We start from the raw sequence: 18,657 nt of genomic DNA, 5'->3' as shown, positions 1-18,657 counted from the left end.
AGTACGGAGATCCCTCACCCATGTCCTCAGCACGCATCGCCCTGCGCCGCGCCGGCCTCGGCACCGCCCTCGCCGCCTGCGCCGTCCTCACCGCCGCCGGCGTCGCCTCCGCGCACGTCACCGTCCACCCCGACAGCTACGCCAAGGGCGCCACCGACGGCGCCCTGACCTTCCGCGTACCCGACGAGAGCGACACCGCCAGCACCACGAAGGTCCAGCTGTTCCTGCCCACCGACCACCCCCTGCTCGGCGTGCTCGTCTCCCCGCACGACGGCTGGACCGCCGAGGTCACCGACACCAAGCTCAAGACGCCGGTCAAGACGGACGACGGCACGATCACCGACGCGGTCTCCGAGATCACCTGGACCGGCGGAAAGATCGGCCCCGGCCACTACGAGGACTTCGACGTCGCGTTCGGCCAACTTCCCGATGACACCGCCCAGTTGACCTTCAAGACCCTGCAGACCTACTCCGACGGCAAGGTCGTCCGCTGGATCGAGGAGGCCGCCCAGGGAGACGACGAGCCGGAGAACCCGGCGCCGGTCCTCAAGCTGACGGCGGGCACAACCGCGTCGGCCACCGCGTCGAAGACCTCCGCCGCCGCGCCTGCCAAGGCGTCCGCGAGCGACTCCACCGCCCGCGGTCTCGGCGTCGCCGGACTGGTCGTGGGCGTCCTGGGACTGGCGGCCGGCGCCTTCGCCGTCGTCCGGAGCCGCCGTGCGCGCTGAGCGGGGACCTGCGGATTTCCGTACCCACAGGTGACGACGGGTGCCCGGATGGGAGGATGAGGCGCCATGACTGCTGGGTGGTGTGCACGCACAGTACGGGCCGCGGTGTTCGCGGCCGTCTGTGTGCTGCTCGCCGCCCTGGGCCACGTCCTCATGTCCGGCGCCCAGGTGCCGGGCCGGACACTGGCCGCGGGCCTGGCCGTGACCGGTTGCGCGGGCTGGTGTCTGGCCGGCCGTGAACGCGGGCTGCCGCTGATCGTGGCCGTCGTGGTCGGCGCCCAGACGGCCCTCCACCTGGCGTTCTCCCTCGCGCAGTCCACAGCGGTGGCGCAGGACATGGGCGGGATGCACACGGAGTCCATGCACATGAGCGGCATGGACTCCGTCGATGCGGCCTCCATGGGGACCTCGTCGGGTGTCGGCGCCCTGTCGTTCCTCGTGCCCTTCGGGATGTACGCCGCCCACCTGCTCGCCGCACTCCTGACCGGCCTCTGGCTGGCGTACGGCGAGCGGGCCGCGTTCCGCATCCTGCGGGCCGTCGCGGCACGGCTGGTCGCCCCGCTGCGGCTGCTGCTCGCCCTGCCCGCCACCCCCGACCGCCCGCGTCCGCGGGCCTGCCGGCCCCGCTCGCAGCGGGAGCCGCGCCTTCTCCTTCTCGGCCACGCGATCAGCCATCGCGGTCCGCCCCCGGGGACCGCTGTCGCCTGACGACAGCCAGTGCGCCGAGGCCGCCCCTGCGCGACTCGGCCCCCGGCCGTACGCCCACGTGCACATCCACGCCGGCGCCGTACGACCGCGTCTCCTCACCGGACCGCCCCGCGCCCCCGTGTGCACAGCCGGCGGTCCGGATCACGGCTGACCCGAGAAGGACACCTGGTGATCACTTCCGCCCCGCCCGCCCCGGCCGACCCCCGCGCTCAACGGGAGTCCGCCGACGCCTCCGCCACCGCCTGGGCCCTCGCCGCCCGTGCCGGTGACACCGACGCCGTCGAGCAGTTCGTCCGCGCGCTCCACCATGACGTGCTGCGCTATGTCTCCTACCTCTGCGCCGACCCCCAGGCCGTGGACGACCTGGCCCAGGACACGTTCCTGCGGGCGCTCGGCAGCCTGCACCGGTTCGAGGGGCGGTCCTCGGCGCGGGCCTGGCTCCTTTCCATCGCCCGCCGTGCGGTGATCGACGGGTTCCGCCATGCCGCGGCCCGGCCCCGCCGGTACGACGGTTCCGACTGGCAGGCCGCGGCCGAACGCGCCCAACCGCGGGGCGTGCCCGGCTTCGACGACGGTATAGCGCTGCTCGACCTGCTGGCCGCGCTACCGGACGAGCGGCGCGAGGCGTTCGTGCTGACGCAGATGCTGGGGCTGTCCTACGAGGAGGCGGCCGTGGTGAGCGGGTGTCCTGTGGGGACGGTGCGGTCCCGGGTGGCGCGGGCCAGGGGAGTGCTGATGGAACTGGCGGGCTGAGAGCGCCTACGGCGGTGCGGCTCCCCCGGGAAAGGTCCGGTCACCGCTTGTTCCGGAGGTACCGAGCCGCCGTGGCCGCCGCGGCCAGACCTGCGAGCCCCGCCCCGGCCGAGGTCAGTGCCCTGGCCCTGCGGCTCGGGCCGGCCGGCCTCGCGCCCGGCGCCACACCGTACGCGCTGCCCGGTGCCCCCGGGATCGCGCTCGCCAGCAGCTCCGCCAGGTGCACCCCCTCGTGGCCGCCGCTGTCGAGCTCGTGGATCTGGGTCCGGCAGCTGAAGCCGTCGGCCAGGACCACCGTCTCCGGGGGCTCCTCGCGCAGCCGGGGGAGCAGGACGCGTTCCGCACACGCCTCGCTGACCTCCAGGTGGCCCGGCTCGAAACCGAAGTTGCCGGCGAGACCGCAGCAGCCGGAGTCGAGTCGTTCGGCGTCGACCCCGGCGCGGCGCAGGAGCTCCCGGTCGGCCTGCCAGTCCAGTACCGCGTGCTGGTGGCAGTGCACCTGGGCGAGAGCCTTTGCAGAGCGTTCCGGGACGTGCGGCGGCTCGTAGCCGGGGGAGTGCTCGGTGAGGAGTTCCGCGAGTGTGACCGTCCGGTCGCGCAGCCGCCGCACGTCACGGTCGGTGGGGAACAGCTCGGGCGCGTCCGAGCGGAACACGGCCGTGCAGCTGGGCTCCAGGCCGACCACCAGACCGCCCGCCCTGACGTGCTCGGCCAGCCTGCGCACGGTCCGGCCCAACACCCGCTCCGCGGTGGCGAGTTGTCCGGTCGAGATCCAGGTCAGACCGCAGCACAGCGGCTCCTTCGGCAGGACGACCCGCCAGCCCGCGTGCTCCATCAGGGTCACGGCCGCCTGTCCGATGTGCGGGTGGAAGTGGTTGGTGAAGGTGTCCGGCCACAGCAGGACGCTGCCGCGCGCCCCGTCCCCGTACGGCTCGTGCCGGGCGAACCACTGCTGCAGCGTCTCCCCGGCGAACAGCGGGATCTCGCGGTTCTCGACGCCCGCGAGCGCCACCGCCGCCCTGGACAGCGGCGGGGTGTGGGTCAACGCGTTGACGACGGGCCCGAGCCGGGTGCGTCCCACGACCTGCGCCACGGCGGGCAGCCAGCCCATGGAGAGATGGGCGCGGGGCCTGCGCCACCAGCGGCCCTCGTAGTGGTGGGAGAGGAACTCCGCCTTGTACGTGGCCATGTCGACGTCCGCCGGACAGTCCTTCTTGCAGCCCTTGCAGGCCAGACACAGATCGAGCGCGTCCCGGACCGCCTCCGACCGCCAGCCGCCCTGGACCGGGCTGTCGCCGTGCCCGTCGAGCATCTCGAACAGCAGCCGGGCCCGCCCACGCGTGGAGTGCTCCTCCTCGTGCGTGACCTGGTAGGACGGGCACATCACCGCGCCGCCCTCGGTGGTGTGCTGACGGCATTTCCCCACGCCCACACAGCGGTTGGCGGCGTCGGCGAAGGACCCGCCGTCGTGCGGGAAGCGGAAGTGCAGGTCGCGGGGGTCGTACGGCGCCCAGTCGCCGCCGAGGCGCAGGTTCTCGTCGAGTCCGTACGGCGCCACGACCTTCCCGGGGTTCATCCGGTCGAACGGGTCGAAGAGGGCCTTCACCTGGCCGAAGGCGGTGACCAGTCGCTCCCCGAACATGCGGGGCAGCAGCTCGCCCCGGCTCTGTCCGTCGCCGTGCTCGCCGGAGAGGGAACCGCCGAACTCGACGACCAGGTCGGCCGCCCGCTCCATGAACCGCCGGTAGGCCGCGACCCCGTCGGCGGAGTACAGGTCGAAGGGGATCCGGGTGTGCACACAGCCGTGCCCGAAGTGGCCGTAGAGACTGGGCCCGGTGTCGCTCAGGTAGCCGAACTCGTCGTACAGGCACCGCAGTCGGCGCAGGTAGTCGCCGAGCCGTTCGGGTGGGACCGCGGAGTCCTCCCAGCCCTCGAAGGTGTCGGGGCGGCCGGGGATGTGCGCGGTGGCGCCGAGTCCGGCCTCGCGGACCTGCCACAACTCCTGTTCGTGGGACGGGTCGTCGAGGAAGGCGACCTGGGGGTCGTGCTCCGACTCGTGCAGGCCGCCGAGCATGCGGTGGGCGTGTTCGTCGGCCTCCTGCGGGGTGTCCGCGCCGAACTGCACCATCAAGAAGGCGTTTCCCTCGGGGAGTTCGGCGCGGGCCTTGGGGTTGAGGCGCTTGATCCGTTCGTCCCGGATCAGCCGCGCGTCCAGGCCCTCCAGGGCGATCGGCTCGTACGGCAGGATCGCCGGTACCGCGTCCGCGGCCGTCTCGATGTCGGGGAACCCGAGGACGACCAGGGTGCGCTCCTTGACCACCGGGACCAGTTCCAGCTCCGCGCGCACCACCGTGACCAGCGTCGACTCGCTGCCGACCAGCAGCCCGGCGACGTCGAAGCCGTACTCCGGGAGCAGCGAGTCGAGGTTGTAGCCGGAGACGCGGCGCGGGATGTCGGGGAAGCGGGCGCGGATCTCGTCGGCGTAGGTGTCGCGCAGGGCGCGCAACTGCCGGTACAGCCGGGCCCGCAGATCTCCGTGCCGCTCGATCTCGGCGTACTCCTCGTCGCTGGTCTCCCCGCACCAGAACCGGGTGCCGTCGTACAACTGGACTTCCAGGCGTGCGATGTTGTCGACGACCTTGCCGTACGCCTGCGCGGTGGCCCCGCAGGAGTTGTTGCCGATCATGCCGCCGATGGTGCAGTTGGCGTGGGTGGCGGGCTCCGGTCCGAACCGCAGTCCCTGCGGGGCGAGTTGGCGGTTGAGTTCGTCGAGGACGATGCCGGGCTGGATGACACAGGTGCGGGCGTCGGGGTTTACGGACTCCAGACGGTCGCAGTACTTCGACCAGTCGATCACCACGGCGGTGTTGGTGCACTGTCCGGCGAGGCTGGTCCCGCCACCCCGGGACAGCACCGGCGCGTCGTGCTCGCGGGCCACGGCCACCGCCTCCGCGGCCGCTTCGGGCGTCCGGGGCACGACCACGCCGATCGGGGTCTGACGGAAGTTCGAGGCGTCCGTCGAGTAGGCGGCCCGGCTCCCGGCGTCGAAGCGGACCTCGCCGTCGACCTGCTCGCGCAGCGCGTGTTCCAGGGCCGCTGTGTCCGGCGTGGGTGCGTCGGGTCGGCGTACGGCAGGAGCGGGCAGGTCGGAGGTCGTCATGAGTCCCTCCTCCGGTGTCGGCGCGGGCACCGGCCGGGTACCCGCGGCCGCACCGGTGACTACTCCGGTGCCGGCTCCGCGACGAAGTCGGGCATCAGCGCGCACAACGCCTGGCGCTGCGCGGGGCCGACGAAGCGCCCGAAGGCCTCCTTGACCGTCTCGGCGAGTGCGTCGGAGGCGTCCTTGAGCAGCCCTCGGGCCTTCTCGGTGAGGGTGACCTCGATGCCCCGCTTGTCACCGCAGACCGATCTGCGAGTGACCAGACCGGCGTGCTGAAGGCAGGCGATCTGGTAGGTGAGGCGGGTCTTCGGGCGGCCCAGGAGCTCGGCGATCTGGGTCATGCGCAGGGCCTGGCCGGGGTGTGCGCCGAGCAGCGACAGGACCAGGAACTCGTCGTGCGAGACGTCCAGCCGTTCCTTCACGACGGAGCGCAGCTCCTGCTCGACGGCTCCCGTCGCGGCCAGCATCAGCATCCATGCGTGCAGCTCAGGGGGCAGGAGTCCGCCGGACGCGGCGGGACATTCGGACGGATCGGCCATGCTTCGAGTGTAGCTGTTGTTCAAATTTGGAGTATGCGCTAGCGTGACATCATCCAAATTTGAACTACAGAACCGAGGGATCATGACCGTCGCCGTCGAAACCGGGACCTGGCAGCTCGACCGGACCGCCACCACCGTCGCGCTCAAGCACAAGACCATGTGGGGCCTGGTGACCGTGAAGGGCGCCTTCGCCGGCGTGGAAGGCCAGGGCGAGGTGCGGGCAGACGGGTCCGCCGTCGGCACCGTGACCCTCGACGCCGCCTCCCTCGACACCAAGAACGCCAAGCGCGACGAACACCTGCGCGGCGCCGACTTCTTCGACGTCGAGAACCACCCCCAGATCACCTTCGCGGTGCGCAGCGCCGAGCTGCGGGACGGCGACCAGGTGCACGTGATCGGTCAGCTCACCGCGCGCGGCATCAGCCGCCCCCAGTCGTTCACCGCAAAGGTCGGCGACGTGAGCGCCGACGCGGTCACGCTGAACGCCGAGTTCTCGGTGGACCGCGACCAGTTCGGCCTGGGCTGGAACCAGCTGGGCATGATCCGCGGCCTGACCACGGTCACCGCCTCGCTCCGCTTCAAGCGGTCGGCAGCGTGACGTAGGTGCTCGACAGCGTCTGCGGCGAGGACGTGAACACCCGGAGCCGGATGTGCCGACCCGGCTTCGGGAGGGCGTACGTCCCCCCGGGCGGCCGCAGTTCATAGGTCGCCGTCGCGTGCGCGGTCAGCGTCCTGGGTCCCCGCAGGACCGAGAAGTACGGGTACATGCCCTGACCCCGGGTGAGGGTGAAATGGGGCGTGAGGGCCTCGTCGTCCGTGTTGGTGACACGGAGCGTCAGCCGGGAGAGCGTGCGGACGTCGTGCCGCACGGAGGTGACCTCCATGCGCAGGGGCGGTGAGCCGGTGGCCGCCAGCGCCGCGCTCGCCAGTGCCGGACTCAGCAGCAGAACAGCCGCGGCGATCCGTGCCGGACGCCGGTGCGGGCCGGTGAGCCGGCGGGTGAACGGCTGCCAGGCCCCCGCGAACTCCGGCGCGGGCGCGGTGACCGCCGCCGCCAGCCACAACGGGGTCATCATCAGGTAGTAGCCGTCCTGCGAACGCGTCGCCAGCCAGAAGGCCAGCCACGGCAGCACGGTCGCCGCCGGGCCGAGGCGGCGCACGAACACCACGAACAGCGCCAGCAGACCGGCGAGCAGCAGCAGACTCGCGTACCCGTACCAGTCGAGCCGGTCGCTGCCGCCCGTGAGATACAGCGACACGCCCACCAGGCCCTGGCCGTGCAGCACCGCGCCCTGGATCAGCGGCAGCGCGATCCCCTTCAGCCACGCGACCGGTTGGCTCACGACGAAGTACGCGTTGATCAACAGCCATACGGCGGCAGCGACCCCGGCGAGCCGCAGCACCACCAGCCCCGCCGCCCGCGCGCCGAACTCCCCGCGCCGTACCGCGTAGATCCCGGCGAGCAGGAACGGCGCGAGGAACCACGGCAGTTGCTGCGCCGCGCACGCCGCCCCCAGACAGGCGGCCTGCGCCACCCCGGTCGGACCCAGCCGCCCGCCCCGCCCGATCCGGGGCCAGCGCACCACCACCGGCACCAGCAGGGCCAGCGCCAGGATCGCGGGGTAACCGAGCCGGCCGTACATGGAGACCATCGAGAATCCCAGGCACGTCATCGTCGCCGCCGACCGCCACGGCGTCGGCAGCAGCCACCACAGCACGACCGTGCCGACGAGCAGCGCACCCGTACTCATCGCTATGGCCGGCAGACCGCCGTGGCCGAGCCACAGCAGGGGGGCGGTCAGCAGCGGGGCGAGCGGGGGATAGCCGTAGGTGTAGTCGTAGCCGCCCGTGACGGTCGGGGTGAGCGCGATGCCGTTGCCGCCGAAGAGCCAGGGCCAGGGACGGCCGTAGATCCCGTGCCCGGCGACCAGGTCGCGGGCCGCCTGCGCGGTGAGGACGGACTCGTCGGAGCCGCGGTGGAACAGGGCGAACGCACACAGGGCGAGCGTCAGACCGGTCACCAGCACGCACAGGTCCACGCGCGCGAGGGAGCGCCGGCCGCGCACGACCAGGGCGAGCACGCCGCAGACGAGGATCGACGCGTAACAGGCCGAGATGACCGCGGCCACGGCGGGCCGGTGGGTGGCCGCCTGTGTCCACACCTGGCGCGTGCCGATGAACAGGCTGACGTCCGCCAGCAGCGTCAGGACGCGATGCCACTGCGTGGGAGGTTCCGGGGCGGTGGACACCGCCGGCTGGGTCGGCCGGCCGGGCGCCGACAGCTGAGTTTCTGCCAGGAGCACGGCACCGGACGCTAATCGGACCCGGTGAGCGAGGTGGCGACGGAGGCCAAGAGTCCGGTGTGAGGGGGGTAAGACCCTTTCGTCCGGTCGAGGGTGACGTGATGTGTCCGCCGTGTCCGTCGCGGACCGTGTCGTTGTTGGGCCGAACGGGTGACTTGGCGTAAGAATTGGCTGGTGCAGGCATTGAATGCGAATCGGAGCGGGGGCAGCCGGTGAACAGGTACGACGTCACCGATGAACAGTGGGAGGGGCTCGCCCAGGTCGTTCCGTTGCGCGGGCGGGACGCGTGGCCGTCCGCGGTCGACCACCGGTCCGTGCCGGAGGCCGAGACCGAGGCCCGGCGCCGGTTCGTGGTCCTGCGGATCAACGTCTTCGCGGACGCCCGCGAGGTCGCCGAGACCCTGATGGCGGGCATCCCCGTCCTCCTCGACCTCACCAGCGCGGAGACGGACGTCGCCAAGCGGGTCCTCGACTTCAGCACGGGCGTCGTGTTCGGACTGGCCAGCGGGATGCACCGGGTGGACCGGAACGTGTTCCTGCTCACTCCGGCCGGCACCGAGGTGACGGGGTTGATGGAGAGCGCGGGGATGCCGGGGGCATAGCGGTTGGGGGCGGGGGCTGGTCGCGGGGGCGGCCTGGCTGATCTGCCGGCGCGGTAGTGAGGCTGGCGCGCTGGTTCGACGGTGGTCCGGTTGTGGGGCCGTCGGTCGACATGGGGGCGGGCTGCTTCCGGACGGACGTCACGGCCGGCCGGGGTGGCGTTCGCTCGTTCGTGGGAAGGCCGCGACGGAGGAACGGTTCGCCCCGTGGCGGAGTCCTACGGTCCGGATATGCGTGTGTCCCCCACCTCCTCCGTCGTACCGGCCCAGGCCGCTTCGCCGCTCGCGGAGTCGCCGCAGCGCCGGCCCGACCGGCCCTGTCTCACCGAGCTGCGGCTCTCCGCGTACGCCGGACACCGGCGGGCCGGGCTGCCGCTCGGGCCGCTGACCCTGTTCGCAGGGCCCAGCGGGAGCGGCAAGACGAGCGCGCTCCGGGCGTACGAGTCGCTCGCGCGACTCGGTGGCGGCGCGAGCCTCGATGAGGTGTTCCCGTACCCCCTCTCGTGCGTCCCCGACCGGGCCCGCCCCGACGCTCAGCGCCGTCGCGGCTTCCGGATCGGCTGCACGGCCGACGGGCCCGAAGGTCCGGTCCGGCTCGATGTCGCCGTCCAGGCCGAGCCCGAACTGCGCATCGTGGGGGAGCGGTTGACCTCCGGCGGGCTGGTCCTGCTGGAGACCGCCCTGCGCGACCCCTCCCGCCGATCCGTACAGGCCGCCTGGCACACCGCCGGGACCGCGCCGGTCACCCGCGCCCCGCTCCCGGACGACCAGCTCGGCACCCCCCTGCTGCCGTTGCGCGTGGCCGGCAAGACGGATGGACAGCGACGCGTTCTCGCCGCCGCCGAACAGATGGTCGTCGCCCTGCGCTCCGTCTTCGGCTGCGACCCACGGCCCGGACGCATGCGCCTGCCCGTCCCGACCGGTTCCGGACGGCTGCTCGGCGGCTGCGACAACCTCGCCGACGTCCTGTGGCGCACCCGCACGGAGTGCGGCCGACGGCACGCGCAACTCGTCGCCGCGGTGCGCGCCGGATGCGCGGGACCCGTCGCCGACGTGCTCGCCGAACCCCTGCCCGCCGACATGGTCCGGGCCCTGCTCGACCGTGGGGACGGCAGCCGGACGGAGCTCGGGCGGCTGGGCGACGGCGAGTTGAGGTATCTCGCCCTCGCCCTGGTGCTGCTCACCGGCCCCGGAGTGCTGGAGGTCGACCCGGCCGGTGAGGTGCCCGCGGCGATGCAGACGCTCACCGTGCTCGCCGACAACCTCGACCGGAGCCTGGACCCGCGGCAGCGGACCGAACTGCTGCGGCTGGCCGTGCGGATGTGCGAGCGCGGGCACATCAGGCTCGTCGGCGCGGTGAGCGACGCCTCGTGGGCCACGGGGGTGGACGGCGTCACGGTGGTACACCTGGAGCCGTGACCGAACCTCTTGACGTGGCGAAACTGCAGCGCAGGCTGGCCGACTTCGCGGCGGCCCGCGACTGGCAGCCGTACCACACCCCCAAGAACCTCGTCGCCGCGCTCAGTGTGGAGGCGTCCGAACTGCTGGAGATCTTCCAGTGGCTGACGCCCGAGGAGTCGACGCGGGTGATGGACGACCCGGACACCGCGCACCGCGTCACGGACGAGATCGCCGACGTGCTCGCGTATCTGCTCCAGCTGTGCGAGGTGCTCGGCGTCGATCCGTTGGCCGCACTGGACGCGAAGATCGACCGCAACGAGCGGCGGTTTCCGGCGCCGTGAGGAAGGGGTCAGTCCTCTTTCACTCTCCGTGATGAAAAATGGCTTCGAAATCGATTTGTTGTCCACAGATTTCCGTCTACCTCTGGTTTTTCGTTCCAGGCGACCTCACTCTGGGTAGTGGACAAGGGAGTTCGGGCGGACGTGCCCCGGGGTACGTCGCGACAGACGGGGGCAGCCGATGGACGCGGTGCGGCTCATCGTGACGAGCAGGCGTGCCCTGGCCGGGGGCGGCGAGGCGCCTCAGGTCATGGCGGAGGTGTGGCAGGCGCAGGCCCTGGCCCAGGCGATAGGGAGCCGCCTCGCGGTCGCCGGGCCCCCCGAACTCCGGGGCGAGGCGCTGGGATTGACCGAGCTGGCGGGCCGGGGCTGCGGAGTCCTGGAGCGTCCCGACATCGCCGTGGCGGAGTTGCGGGCCGCGCAGCTCACCGAACTCGGCGATGCCCGCCAGGCCCTTCTCTGCCTCGGCGGCCTCCTCGGCGAGGTGGGCATAGCCCTGGTCGGCCTCGCCTGCGCGGCGGACGACGAGACGACGTACTGGCAGTGCATGGAGGCGATCGACGCGGCGGACGAGTCGCGGGACCGGGTACTGCAGATGCTGCGAAGACTGGCGGACCGGGGGGAGGAGTTGCCCGAGGCGGGGTGAGCTTTTCGGCTGCGGGTGCGTCGTGGCTGGTCGCGCGGTTCCGCGCCCCTGAGTGGGTGCAGTCGAAGCAGCCCGGCTGTACCCACCTAGGGGCGCGGGGCAGTGACATCAGCGGCTCCGCCGCGGGGCGCGACCGGCCCCCACCGATCCGCAGCCACCGGACAACCCTCAGCCCACCCCCTCCTCACCGACCCCCAGCCCAGAATCCCCGGCCCCCTGAAGATCCGCATCCAACGCCGTCAGAGCCGCTGCCCAACCCCCCGCAGTCGGCGGCACGGTTTCTTCGGACATGAGGCCTCCTCGGCCCAAGGACCCCGGCGGAGGGGCCGACGCGGGTAACGGATCACGCACCGGCGACGACGAGCCGGCTCCACCTGCGCCAACGATCACCGCAGGGCTCGGTCACTGGCGGGGTCACAGGGACCGGTGGGACCACGGTGAACTCCTGCGTGCAGGATGGAATCATGGATCTCCGCATCTTCACCGAGCCCCAGCAGGGCGCGAGCTACGACACCCTCCTCACCGTCGCCAAGGCCACCGAGGACCTCGGCTTCGACGCCTTCTTCCGTTCCGACCACTATCTGAAGATGGGCGATGCCGACGGCCTGCCCGGCCCCACCGACGCCTGGATCACCCTCGCCGGTCTCGCCCGCGAGACCAAGCGGATACGCCTCGGCACCCTGATGACCGCCGCCACCTTCCGGCTCCCCGGCGTCCTCGCCATCCAGGTCGCCCAGGTCGACCAGATGTCCGGCGGCCGCGTCGAACTCGGCCTGGGCGCCGGGTGGTTCGAGGAGGAGCACACGGCGTACGGCATCCCGTTCCCGAAGGAGAAGTTCCCCCGCCTCCAGGAGCAGCTGGAGATCGTCACCGGTCTGTGGGCCACCGCGCCCGGCGAGACCTTCGACTTCCACGGCGAGCACTACGAGCTCACGAAGTCGCCCGCGCTGCCCAAGCCCGCCCAGGACAGGATCCCCGTACTGATCGGCGGCCAGGGCGCGACCCGTACCCCGCGCCTCGCCGCCCGCTACGCCGACGAGTTCAACATGCCGTTCGGCTCGCCCGAGGACAGCGAGACCCAGTTCGGCCGGGTCCGTGCCGCCGCGCAGGAAGCGGGCCGCGCGGCCGACGCGATCACCTTCTCCAACGCCCTCGTCGTGTGCGTCGGCAAGGACGACCAGGAGGTCGCCCGTCGCGCCGCGGCGATCGGCCGTGACGTCGAGGAGCTCAAGGCCAACGGCCTGGCCGGCACCCCCGCCGAGGTCGTCGACAAGATCGGCCGCTACGCCGCCGTGGGCTCGAGTCGGATCTACCTCCAGGTCCTCGACCTCGACGACCTGGACCACCTGGAGCTGATCTCCGCGCGGGTGCAGTCGCAGCTGTCGTAGACCGGAGCCTCCTGGTTATTCGAATGCGCAGGTGGGACCCGCTGTGGGAAGCTGAGAGCGTCGTCCTGCCGAGCCCCCGGGATCACCGTCTCGGGGGCTTTCGCGCGCACGGCATCCTGTCCCGTCCACCGGCCGGAAAGGCCACTCGCATGTTCCTGACGATCAGTACCACCGGCACTCCCGAGCGCCCCGCCACCGACCTCGGCTTCCTGCTGCACAAGCATCCCGACAAGGCGCAGGCGTTCTCCACCTCCTACGGCAGGGCGCACGTCCTGTACCCGGAGGCGGACGATCAGCGCTGCACGGCGGCGCTGTTGCTGGAGGTCGACGCGGTGGCGCTGGTCAGGCGCGGCAAGGGCAAGGGACGCGGCGGCGCCCCGGACGCGGCGCTCGCGCAGTACGTCAACGACCGCCCGTACGCGGCCTCTTCGCTGCTCGCGGTGGCGCTGAGCGCGGTGTTCTCCAGCGCGATGCGCGGGGTGTGCACCGCGAAGCCCGAACTGCCCTCGCAGCCGCGGCCGTTGCGCGTCGAGGTGCCCGCGCTTCCGGCCCGTGGCGGCCCGGAGCTCGTACGGCGTCTCTTCGAGCCGCTCGGTTGGGACGTGACCGTCGAACCGGTCGCGCTGGACACCGAGTTCCCCGAGTGGGGCGACTCGCGGTACGTCCGTCTCGAACTGGAGTCCACGCGGCTCACCGTCGCCGAGGCCCTGCGCCACCTGTACGTCCTCCTCCCTGTCCTCGACGACGCCAAGCACTACTGGGTGGCCTCCGACGAGGTCGACAAGCTGCTCAGGGCCGGTGAGGGCTGGCTGCCCGCGCACCCGGAGCAGAAGCTGATCACCAGCCGTTATCTGTCCCGCCGCTGGTCGCTGACGCGGGAGGCGATGGAGCGCCTGGAACTGGTGCGGCTCGCGGAGGCCGACGACAGCGCGGTCGAGGACATCGACAACGCCGTCGAGGCGGAGACCGAGACCGAGGAGAAGCCGACCCCGCTCGCCGTCCAGCGCCGCGAGGCGATCCTGGAGGCGCTGCGCGCCGCCGGTGCCGCCCGCGTCCTGGACCTCGGGTGCGGACAGGGCCAGTTGGTGCAGGCGCTGCTCAAGGACCCGAAGTTCACCGAGATCGTCGGCGTCGACGTGTCGGTGCGGGCGCTCACCATCGCCTCCCGGCGGCTGAAGCTGGACCGCATGGGGGAGCGGATGGCCTCCCGCGTCCAGCTCGTCCAGGGTTCGCTGGCCTACACCGACAAGCGGCTCAAGGGGTACGACGCCGCCGTGCTCAGCGAGGTGATCGAGCACCTCGACCTGCCCCGGCTGCCCGCCCTGGAGTACGCGGTGTTCGGCGCGGCCCGCCCCCGCACCGTCCTCGTGACGACCCCGAACGTCGAGTACAACGTCCGCTGGGAGTCGCTCCCGGCCGGGCATGTCCGGCACGGCGACCACCGCTTCGAGTGGACGCGGCAGGAGTTCCGTGACTGGGCGTCGTCGGTGGCCGAACGGCACGGCTACGGCGTGGAGTTCGTCCCGGTGGGGCCGGACGACCCGGAGGTCGGACCCCCCACCCAGATGGCCGTTTTCGAGATCAGCACAGCGGTGACCAGCACCGTGACCAGCACCGAGAAGGAGGCGAAGGCGGCATGACCGAGACCCAGCGCACGGGGCGGACTCTTCCCGTCACCGACCTCTCCCTCGTCGTCCTCGTCGGCGCCTCCGGCTCCGGCAAGTCCACGTTCGCCCGCCGGAACTTCAAGCCGACCGAGGTGATCTCCTCGGACTTCTGCCGGGGCCTGGTCTCCGACGACGAGAACGACCAGGGCGCGACGAAGGACGCCTTCGACGTCCTGCACTACATCGCGGGCAAGCGCCTGGCCGCCGGCCGCCGCACGGTCGTCGACGCGACCAGCGTGCAGTCGGACTCCCGACGGCAGCTGATCGACCTGGCCAAGCAGTACGACGTGCTGCCCATCGCCATCGTGCTCGACGTGCCCGAGGAGGTGTGCGCCGAGCGCAACGCGGGCCGCACCGACCGGGCCGACATGCCGGTCCGGGTCATCAAGCGCCACATCCGCGAACTGCGGCGCTCGATCCGGCACCTGGAGCGCGAGGGCTTCCGCAAGGTGCACGTGCTGCGCGGGGTGGCGGACATCGAGAACGCCACCGTCGTCACCGAGAAGCGCTTCAACGACCTGACCCAACTCACCGGCCCCTTCGACATCGTCGGCGACATCCACGGCTGCGCCTTGGAACTGGAGTCGCTGCTGGGCAAGTTGGGCTACGCAGACGGCGTGCACCCGGAGGGCCGTACGGCCGTCTTCGTCGGTGACCTCGTCGACCGCGGCCCGGACAGCCCCGGTGTGCTGCGCCGCGTGATGTCGATGGTGAAGTCGGGCAACGCGCTGTGCGTGCCGGGCAACCACGAGAACAAGTACGGCCGTTACCTCAAGGGCCGCAAGGTCCAGCACACCCATGGCCTTGCGGAGACCATCGAGCAGATGGAGAGCGTCACGGACGAGTTCCGGGCCGAGGTGAGGGAGTTCATCGACGGCCTGGTCAGCCACTACGTCCTCGACGGCGGCCGCCTGGTCGTCTGCCACGCCGGTCTGCCGGAGAAGTACCACGGCCGCACCTCAGGGCGGGTCCGCTCGCACGCCCTGTACGGCGACACCACCGGTGAGACCGACGAGTTCGGGCTGCCGGTGCGCTATCCGTGGGCGGAGGACTACCGCGGCCGGGCGGCCGTGGTCTACGGCCACACCCCGGTCCCGGAGGCGACCTGGCTCAACAACACGATCTGCCTGGACACCGGAGCGGTCTTCGGCGGCAAGCTCACGGCACTGCGCTGGCCGGAGCGGGAGCTGGTCGACGTACCGGCGCAGCAGGTCTGGTACGAGCCGACGAAGCCGCTGAAGTCGGAGGCGCCCGGCGGGCAGGACGGCCGGCCCCTCGACCTTGCCGACGTGCACGGCCGCAGGGCGGTCGAGACCCGGCACCAGGGCCGGGTGGCGGTCCGCGAGGAGAACGCCGCCGCGGCTCTGGAGGTCATGAGCCGCTTCGCGGTGGACCCGCGGCTGCTGCCGTATCTTCCGCCGACCATGGCACCGACGGCGACCTCGCGTGTCGAAGGCTTCCTGGAGCACCCGGAAGAGGCCTTCGCGCAGTACGCGCAGGACGGTGTCGAGCGGGTCGTGTGCGAGGAGAAGCACATGGGTTCGCGGGCGGTGGCCCTGGTCTGCCGGGACGCGGAGGCGGCCCGCAGGCGCTTCGGCGTCGACGGTCCGACCGGCTCGCTGTACACCCGCACCGGCCGGCCGTTCTTCGACGACGAGTCGGTGACGGAGGCGATCCTGGACCGGTTGCGCACGGCGATCGGCGAGGCGGGTCTGTGGACCGAACTCGCGACCGACTGGCTGCTGTTGGACGCCGAGCTGATGCCGTGGTCGCTGAAGGCCTCCGGTCTGCTGCGGTCGCAGTACGCGGCCGTCGGCGCCGCGTCCGGCGCGGTGTTCCCGGGCGCGCTGGCCGCGCTCCAGGGCGCCGCGGACCGGGGCGTGGACGTGACGGACCTGCTGGGCCGCCAGCGTGAACGGGCCGACGCGGCGAGCGCGTTCACCGACGCGTACCGGCGCTACTGCTGGACCACCGACGGCCTGGACGGTGTCCGCCTGGCCCCGTTCCAGATCCTCGCGGTCCAGGGCCGCAGCCTCGCCGCGCTCCCGCACGACGAGCAACTGGCCCTCCTCGACCGCCTGGTGGAGCACGACGGCACGGGCCTGCTCCAGACGACCCGGCGCCTCTACGTCGACACCGGTGACCCGGAGTCGGTGCGGGCGGGCGTCGACTGGTGGCTGGAGATGACCGGGCGCGGCGGCGAGGGCATGGTCGTCAAGCCGCTCGGCGCGGTGGTCCGCAGTACGGAGGGCCGTCTGGTCCAGCCCGGCATCAAGTGCCGCGGCCGGGAGTACCTGCGGATCATCTACGGTCCCGAGTACACCCGTCCGGAGAACCTCGACCGGCTGCGCAAGAGGTTCCTGAACCACAAGCGCTCTCTCGCGATCCGTGAGTACGCCCTCGGTCTCGAGGCCCTGGACCGATTGGCGGAGGGCGAGCCGCTGTGGCGGGTGCACGAGGCGGTGTTCGGGGTGCTGGCGCTGGAGTCGGAGCCGGTGGACCCGCGTTTGTGAGGCGTGGGTCATCCCACCAACCGCAACCGCTCCCCGCACACCCCCACCTCCACGGTCTGCCCCCACGTCAGCTCCAGCGAGTCGCCCTCCATCCCGTCCCCGAAGGCGATCAGGCGTTCGGACTCGATGGTGAGGCGGAGGCGGGCGGGGGCGGGGAGTTCGCCGGCGGTCAGCGACGTGCCGGTGGCCGGGGAGGGCCAGGCCTCGCGGACGAACCAGACCAGGCGGGTCTCCGTCGGGGCCGGCAGCCGTAGGGCGGCGCCCCGCTCCTGCCACACGGACCGGAGCCAGCCCGTGGCTCCGGTCCCCGTCCCCACCAGCACCCCGGAGGAGGCCTGGGCCTCGACGACACCCCCGTCGCCCTCCAGGCCCAGGCGGTATCTGGCGGTCTGGTGTCCGGCGGCGCCCAGGTAGATCTCGTTCAGCGCGACGAGCCGCTGGGTGTCGTCCGCCACCGCCTCGACCATCGTCAACTCGTCGACACCCGCACCGGACGCCGTCAGCAACTTGGCCGTGTCCCGCGGTCGGTGCCGCACCAGGACACCGGGGTTGCGGCCGGGCTCGGTGTCGATGCCCAGCACCGGCTGCCCGGAGAGGTACTTGGCCACGTTCGCCACCAGTCCGTCCTGTCCGACCACGATCACGACGTCCTCGGGAGCGAACAGGAAACGGTCCAGGTCGGCCCGCTCCACCCGCGCCTGGCGCCAGGTCAGCGGAATCGCGGAGGTCACCTCCGCGAGCGCCCGCCGGGTGCGGTCGTGGCGTTCGGCGACCTCCCGGATGTCCCGGCCCCGGGAGGAGAGGAAGAAGGCGGCCTGGCCGTGGGTGCCGTGGTGGGCCACCAACTCCTCGTACTCCGTGGTGCGATGGACCAGGACCGCGCGCGGCGCGAGACTCACTCCGGCTCCCGTGCGCCCAGTTTGGCCAGGAGTCCCGTCAGTACGTCGGGGGAGATCGTCACGCTGTCGATGTTCGGCAGGTTCTCCGCGAGCCGGGTCCCGGTGAGGGCGTGCAGCGTGGCGACGTCGACCTCCGCGTGCACCTTCAACCAGGCGGCCTGCGCCTGTGCCTTGGCGTCGCCGACCGCGCGCACTCCGTCGGCCTCCGCGCGAGCCAGCCGGACCGACCGCGTCGCCTCCGCCTCGGCCCGGACCGCGTCCGCCGCCGCGTGCTCCTCGGCCTCCCGGCGGGCGTTCGTGCCCCGCTGGTCCACCAACTGCTCCTCGCGGCGGGCGAGTTCGATCTTGCTGTCCAGTTCGTTCTCGGCGATGGCCCGCTCGCGCTCCACGGCGACGGCCCGCCGTTCGTAGGTCGCCCGGTCGGCCTCCTGCTGGATCTGTTCGCGGGCCGGGGTGCGCAGGGCCCGTTCCACCTCCGGTTCGGGACGCAGCGCCATCACGCGTACGGCGACCACCTCGATGCCGGTGGCCGGCAGCCGTGGCTCGGCGTCCAGGCCCGCCGCGACCCGCTCGCGCACCGCCGCCACCCCGTCGACCAGGGCGACGGACAGGGGAGTGCGGGCCAGTACGTCGAGCGCGTGCTGCTGGGCCGTCTCCGTGAGCAGTGTGCCCAGTTGCTCCAGGGGCGCACCCCGCCACACTCCGGTGTCCGGGTCGATCGAGAAGTCCAGACGGGCGGCCGCGAGCGCCGGGTCCCCGATCCGGTAGGTCACGGTCGCCTGCACCGCCACGTCCTGGAAGTCGGACGTACGGGCGTGGAAGGTCATGGCCAGCTCGCGGTCGTCCACCGGGACTTCGGAGAGCGCGGCCGTCAGTGCGCGGAACCAGAAGCTGAGCCCGGGACCGTCGTGCAGCAGTGTGCCGCCGCGGTGGTGCCGGATGTGCGCCGTGGGTGCGCCGCGCAGATGGCGCCAGCCGAGGCGCCGGGTGATGTCGGCCATCGAGCCCCCTCTTT

16 protein-coding genes are annotated in these 18,657 nt (G+C 72.1%); 11 read left to right on the top strand and 5 right to left on the bottom strand.

The window, feature by feature from the left end:
- Positions 1–20 precede the first annotated feature (20 nt).
- From ACGFWE_RS33240 to ACGFWE_RS33230, 3 genes are all read left to right on the top strand, one after another.
- Positions 21–728: a YcnI family protein gene (locus ACGFWE_RS33240; RefSeq protein ID WP_352382197.1), complete on the top strand. Its 708-nt coding sequence runs from the start codon at positions 21–23 to the stop codon at positions 726–728.
- A gap of 66 nt (positions 729–794) precedes the next feature.
- Complete coding sequence (locus ACGFWE_RS33235; protein ID WP_393603748.1) at positions 795–1,436, top strand: hypothetical protein; 642 nt, start codon at positions 795–797, stop codon at positions 1,434–1,436.
- Between the two features lie 168 nt (positions 1,437–1,604).
- Positions 1,605–2,189, top strand: coding sequence for a sigma-70 family RNA polymerase sigma factor (locus tag ACGFWE_RS33230; RefSeq protein ID WP_352382193.1), 585 nt, complete (start codon positions 1,605–1,607; stop codon positions 2,187–2,189).
- A 40-nt stretch (positions 2,190–2,229) separates the two neighbouring features.
- Here the strand turns inward: ACGFWE_RS33230 and ACGFWE_RS33225 are convergent, their stop codons facing one another.
- Both ACGFWE_RS33225 and ACGFWE_RS33220 read right to left on the bottom strand, forming a co-directional pair.
- Positions 2,230–5,349 (bottom strand): FAD-binding and (Fe-S)-binding domain-containing protein, encoded by a 3,120-nt coding sequence (locus ACGFWE_RS33225; RefSeq protein ID WP_393603745.1) that lies wholly within the window; start codon positions 5,347–5,349, stop codon positions 2,230–2,232.
- A 59-nt stretch (positions 5,350–5,408) separates the two neighbouring features.
- Complete coding sequence (locus tag ACGFWE_RS33220; protein WP_352382189.1) at positions 5,409–5,888, bottom strand: MarR family transcriptional regulator; 480 nt, start codon at positions 5,886–5,888, stop codon at positions 5,409–5,411.
- Between the two features lie 82 nt (positions 5,889–5,970).
- Here ACGFWE_RS33220 and ACGFWE_RS33215 point away from each other — a divergent pair, with 82 nt between their 5' ends.
- Entirely contained in the window at positions 5,971–6,486 is a 516-nt protein-coding gene (locus tag ACGFWE_RS33215; protein WP_352382187.1) for a YceI family protein, read from the top strand.
- On the opposite strand, the gene ACGFWE_RS33210 is transcribed toward ACGFWE_RS33215, so the two are convergent.
- Complete coding sequence (locus tag ACGFWE_RS33210) at positions 6,467–8,191, bottom strand: hypothetical protein (RefSeq protein WP_393603743.1); 1,725 nt, start codon at positions 8,189–8,191, stop codon at positions 6,467–6,469. The two genes, ACGFWE_RS33215 and ACGFWE_RS33210, sit on opposite strands and share 20 nt — an antisense overlap.
- Positions 8,192–8,403: 212 nt before the next feature.
- On the opposite strand from ACGFWE_RS33210, the gene ACGFWE_RS33205 reads away from it, so the two are divergent.
- The 7 genes from ACGFWE_RS33205 to ACGFWE_RS33175 all read left to right on the top strand — a co-directional run bounded on the left by ACGFWE_RS33205 (position 8,404) and on the right by ACGFWE_RS33175 (position 16,743).
- Positions 8,404–8,793, top strand: a complete 390-nt coding sequence (locus ACGFWE_RS33205; RefSeq protein WP_352382185.1) for a cell division protein SepF — start codon at positions 8,404–8,406, stop codon at positions 8,791–8,793.
- 228 nt (positions 8,794–9,021) lie between these two features.
- The gene (locus tag ACGFWE_RS33200) at positions 9,022–10,209 is read left to right on the top strand and encodes an ATP-binding protein (protein WP_352382183.1); all 1,188 of its coding nucleotides are present in this window, start codon (positions 9,022–9,024) and stop codon (positions 10,207–10,209) included.
- On the top strand, positions 10,206–10,532 hold the full coding sequence (locus ACGFWE_RS33195) for a nucleotide pyrophosphohydrolase (RefSeq protein WP_352382181.1): 327 nt from the start codon (positions 10,206–10,208) through the stop codon (positions 10,530–10,532). Before ACGFWE_RS33200 ends, ACGFWE_RS33195 begins: the two co-directional genes overlap by 4 nt.
- 178 nt (positions 10,533–10,710) lie before the next feature.
- Complete coding sequence (locus tag ACGFWE_RS33190; protein WP_393603740.1) at positions 10,711–11,175, top strand: DUF6099 family protein; 465 nt, start codon at positions 10,711–10,713, stop codon at positions 11,173–11,175.
- A 464-nt stretch (positions 11,176–11,639) separates the two neighbouring features.
- Positions 11,640–12,563 carry an LLM class F420-dependent oxidoreductase gene (locus ACGFWE_RS33185; protein WP_393603738.1) on the top strand — a complete coding sequence of 308 codons (924 nt, stop codon included), beginning with the start codon at positions 11,640–11,642 and terminating at the stop codon, positions 12,561–12,563.
- Between the two features lie 149 nt (positions 12,564–12,712).
- Positions 12,713–14,203 (top strand): 3' terminal RNA ribose 2'-O-methyltransferase Hen1, encoded by a 1,491-nt coding sequence (locus tag ACGFWE_RS33180; protein ID WP_393603736.1) that lies wholly within the window; start codon positions 12,713–12,715, stop codon positions 14,201–14,203.
- Positions 14,200–16,743, top strand: a complete 2,544-nt coding sequence (locus ACGFWE_RS33175; RefSeq protein ID WP_393603734.1) for a polynucleotide kinase-phosphatase — start codon at positions 14,200–14,202, stop codon at positions 16,741–16,743. The genes ACGFWE_RS33180 and ACGFWE_RS33175 overlap by 4 nt, the downstream gene beginning before the upstream one ends.
- Positions 16,744–16,751: 8 nt before the next feature.
- On the opposite strand, the gene ACGFWE_RS33170 is transcribed toward ACGFWE_RS33175, so the two are convergent.
- Both ACGFWE_RS33170 and ACGFWE_RS33165 read right to left on the bottom strand, forming a co-directional pair.
- The gene (locus ACGFWE_RS33170; protein WP_393603732.1) at positions 16,752–17,642 is read right to left on the bottom strand and encodes a hypothetical protein; all 891 of its coding nucleotides are present in this window, start codon (positions 17,640–17,642) and stop codon (positions 16,752–16,754) included.
- Complete coding sequence (locus ACGFWE_RS33165; RefSeq protein ID WP_393603730.1) at positions 17,639–18,643, bottom strand: SPFH domain-containing protein; 1,005 nt, start codon at positions 18,641–18,643, stop codon at positions 17,639–17,641. The genes ACGFWE_RS33170 and ACGFWE_RS33165 overlap by 4 nt, the downstream gene beginning before the upstream one ends.
- Positions 18,644–18,657: the final 14 nt, after the last annotated feature.

Origin of the sequence: Streptomyces sp. NPDC048523, from assembly GCF_043199815.1 — a bacterium.
Taxonomy (GTDB): domain Bacteria; phylum Actinomycetota; class Actinomycetes; order Streptomycetales; family Streptomycetaceae; genus Streptomyces.
The sequence above is the reverse complement of the archived record's forward strand: the minus strand, read 5'-3'. Positions and strand labels throughout refer to the sequence as shown.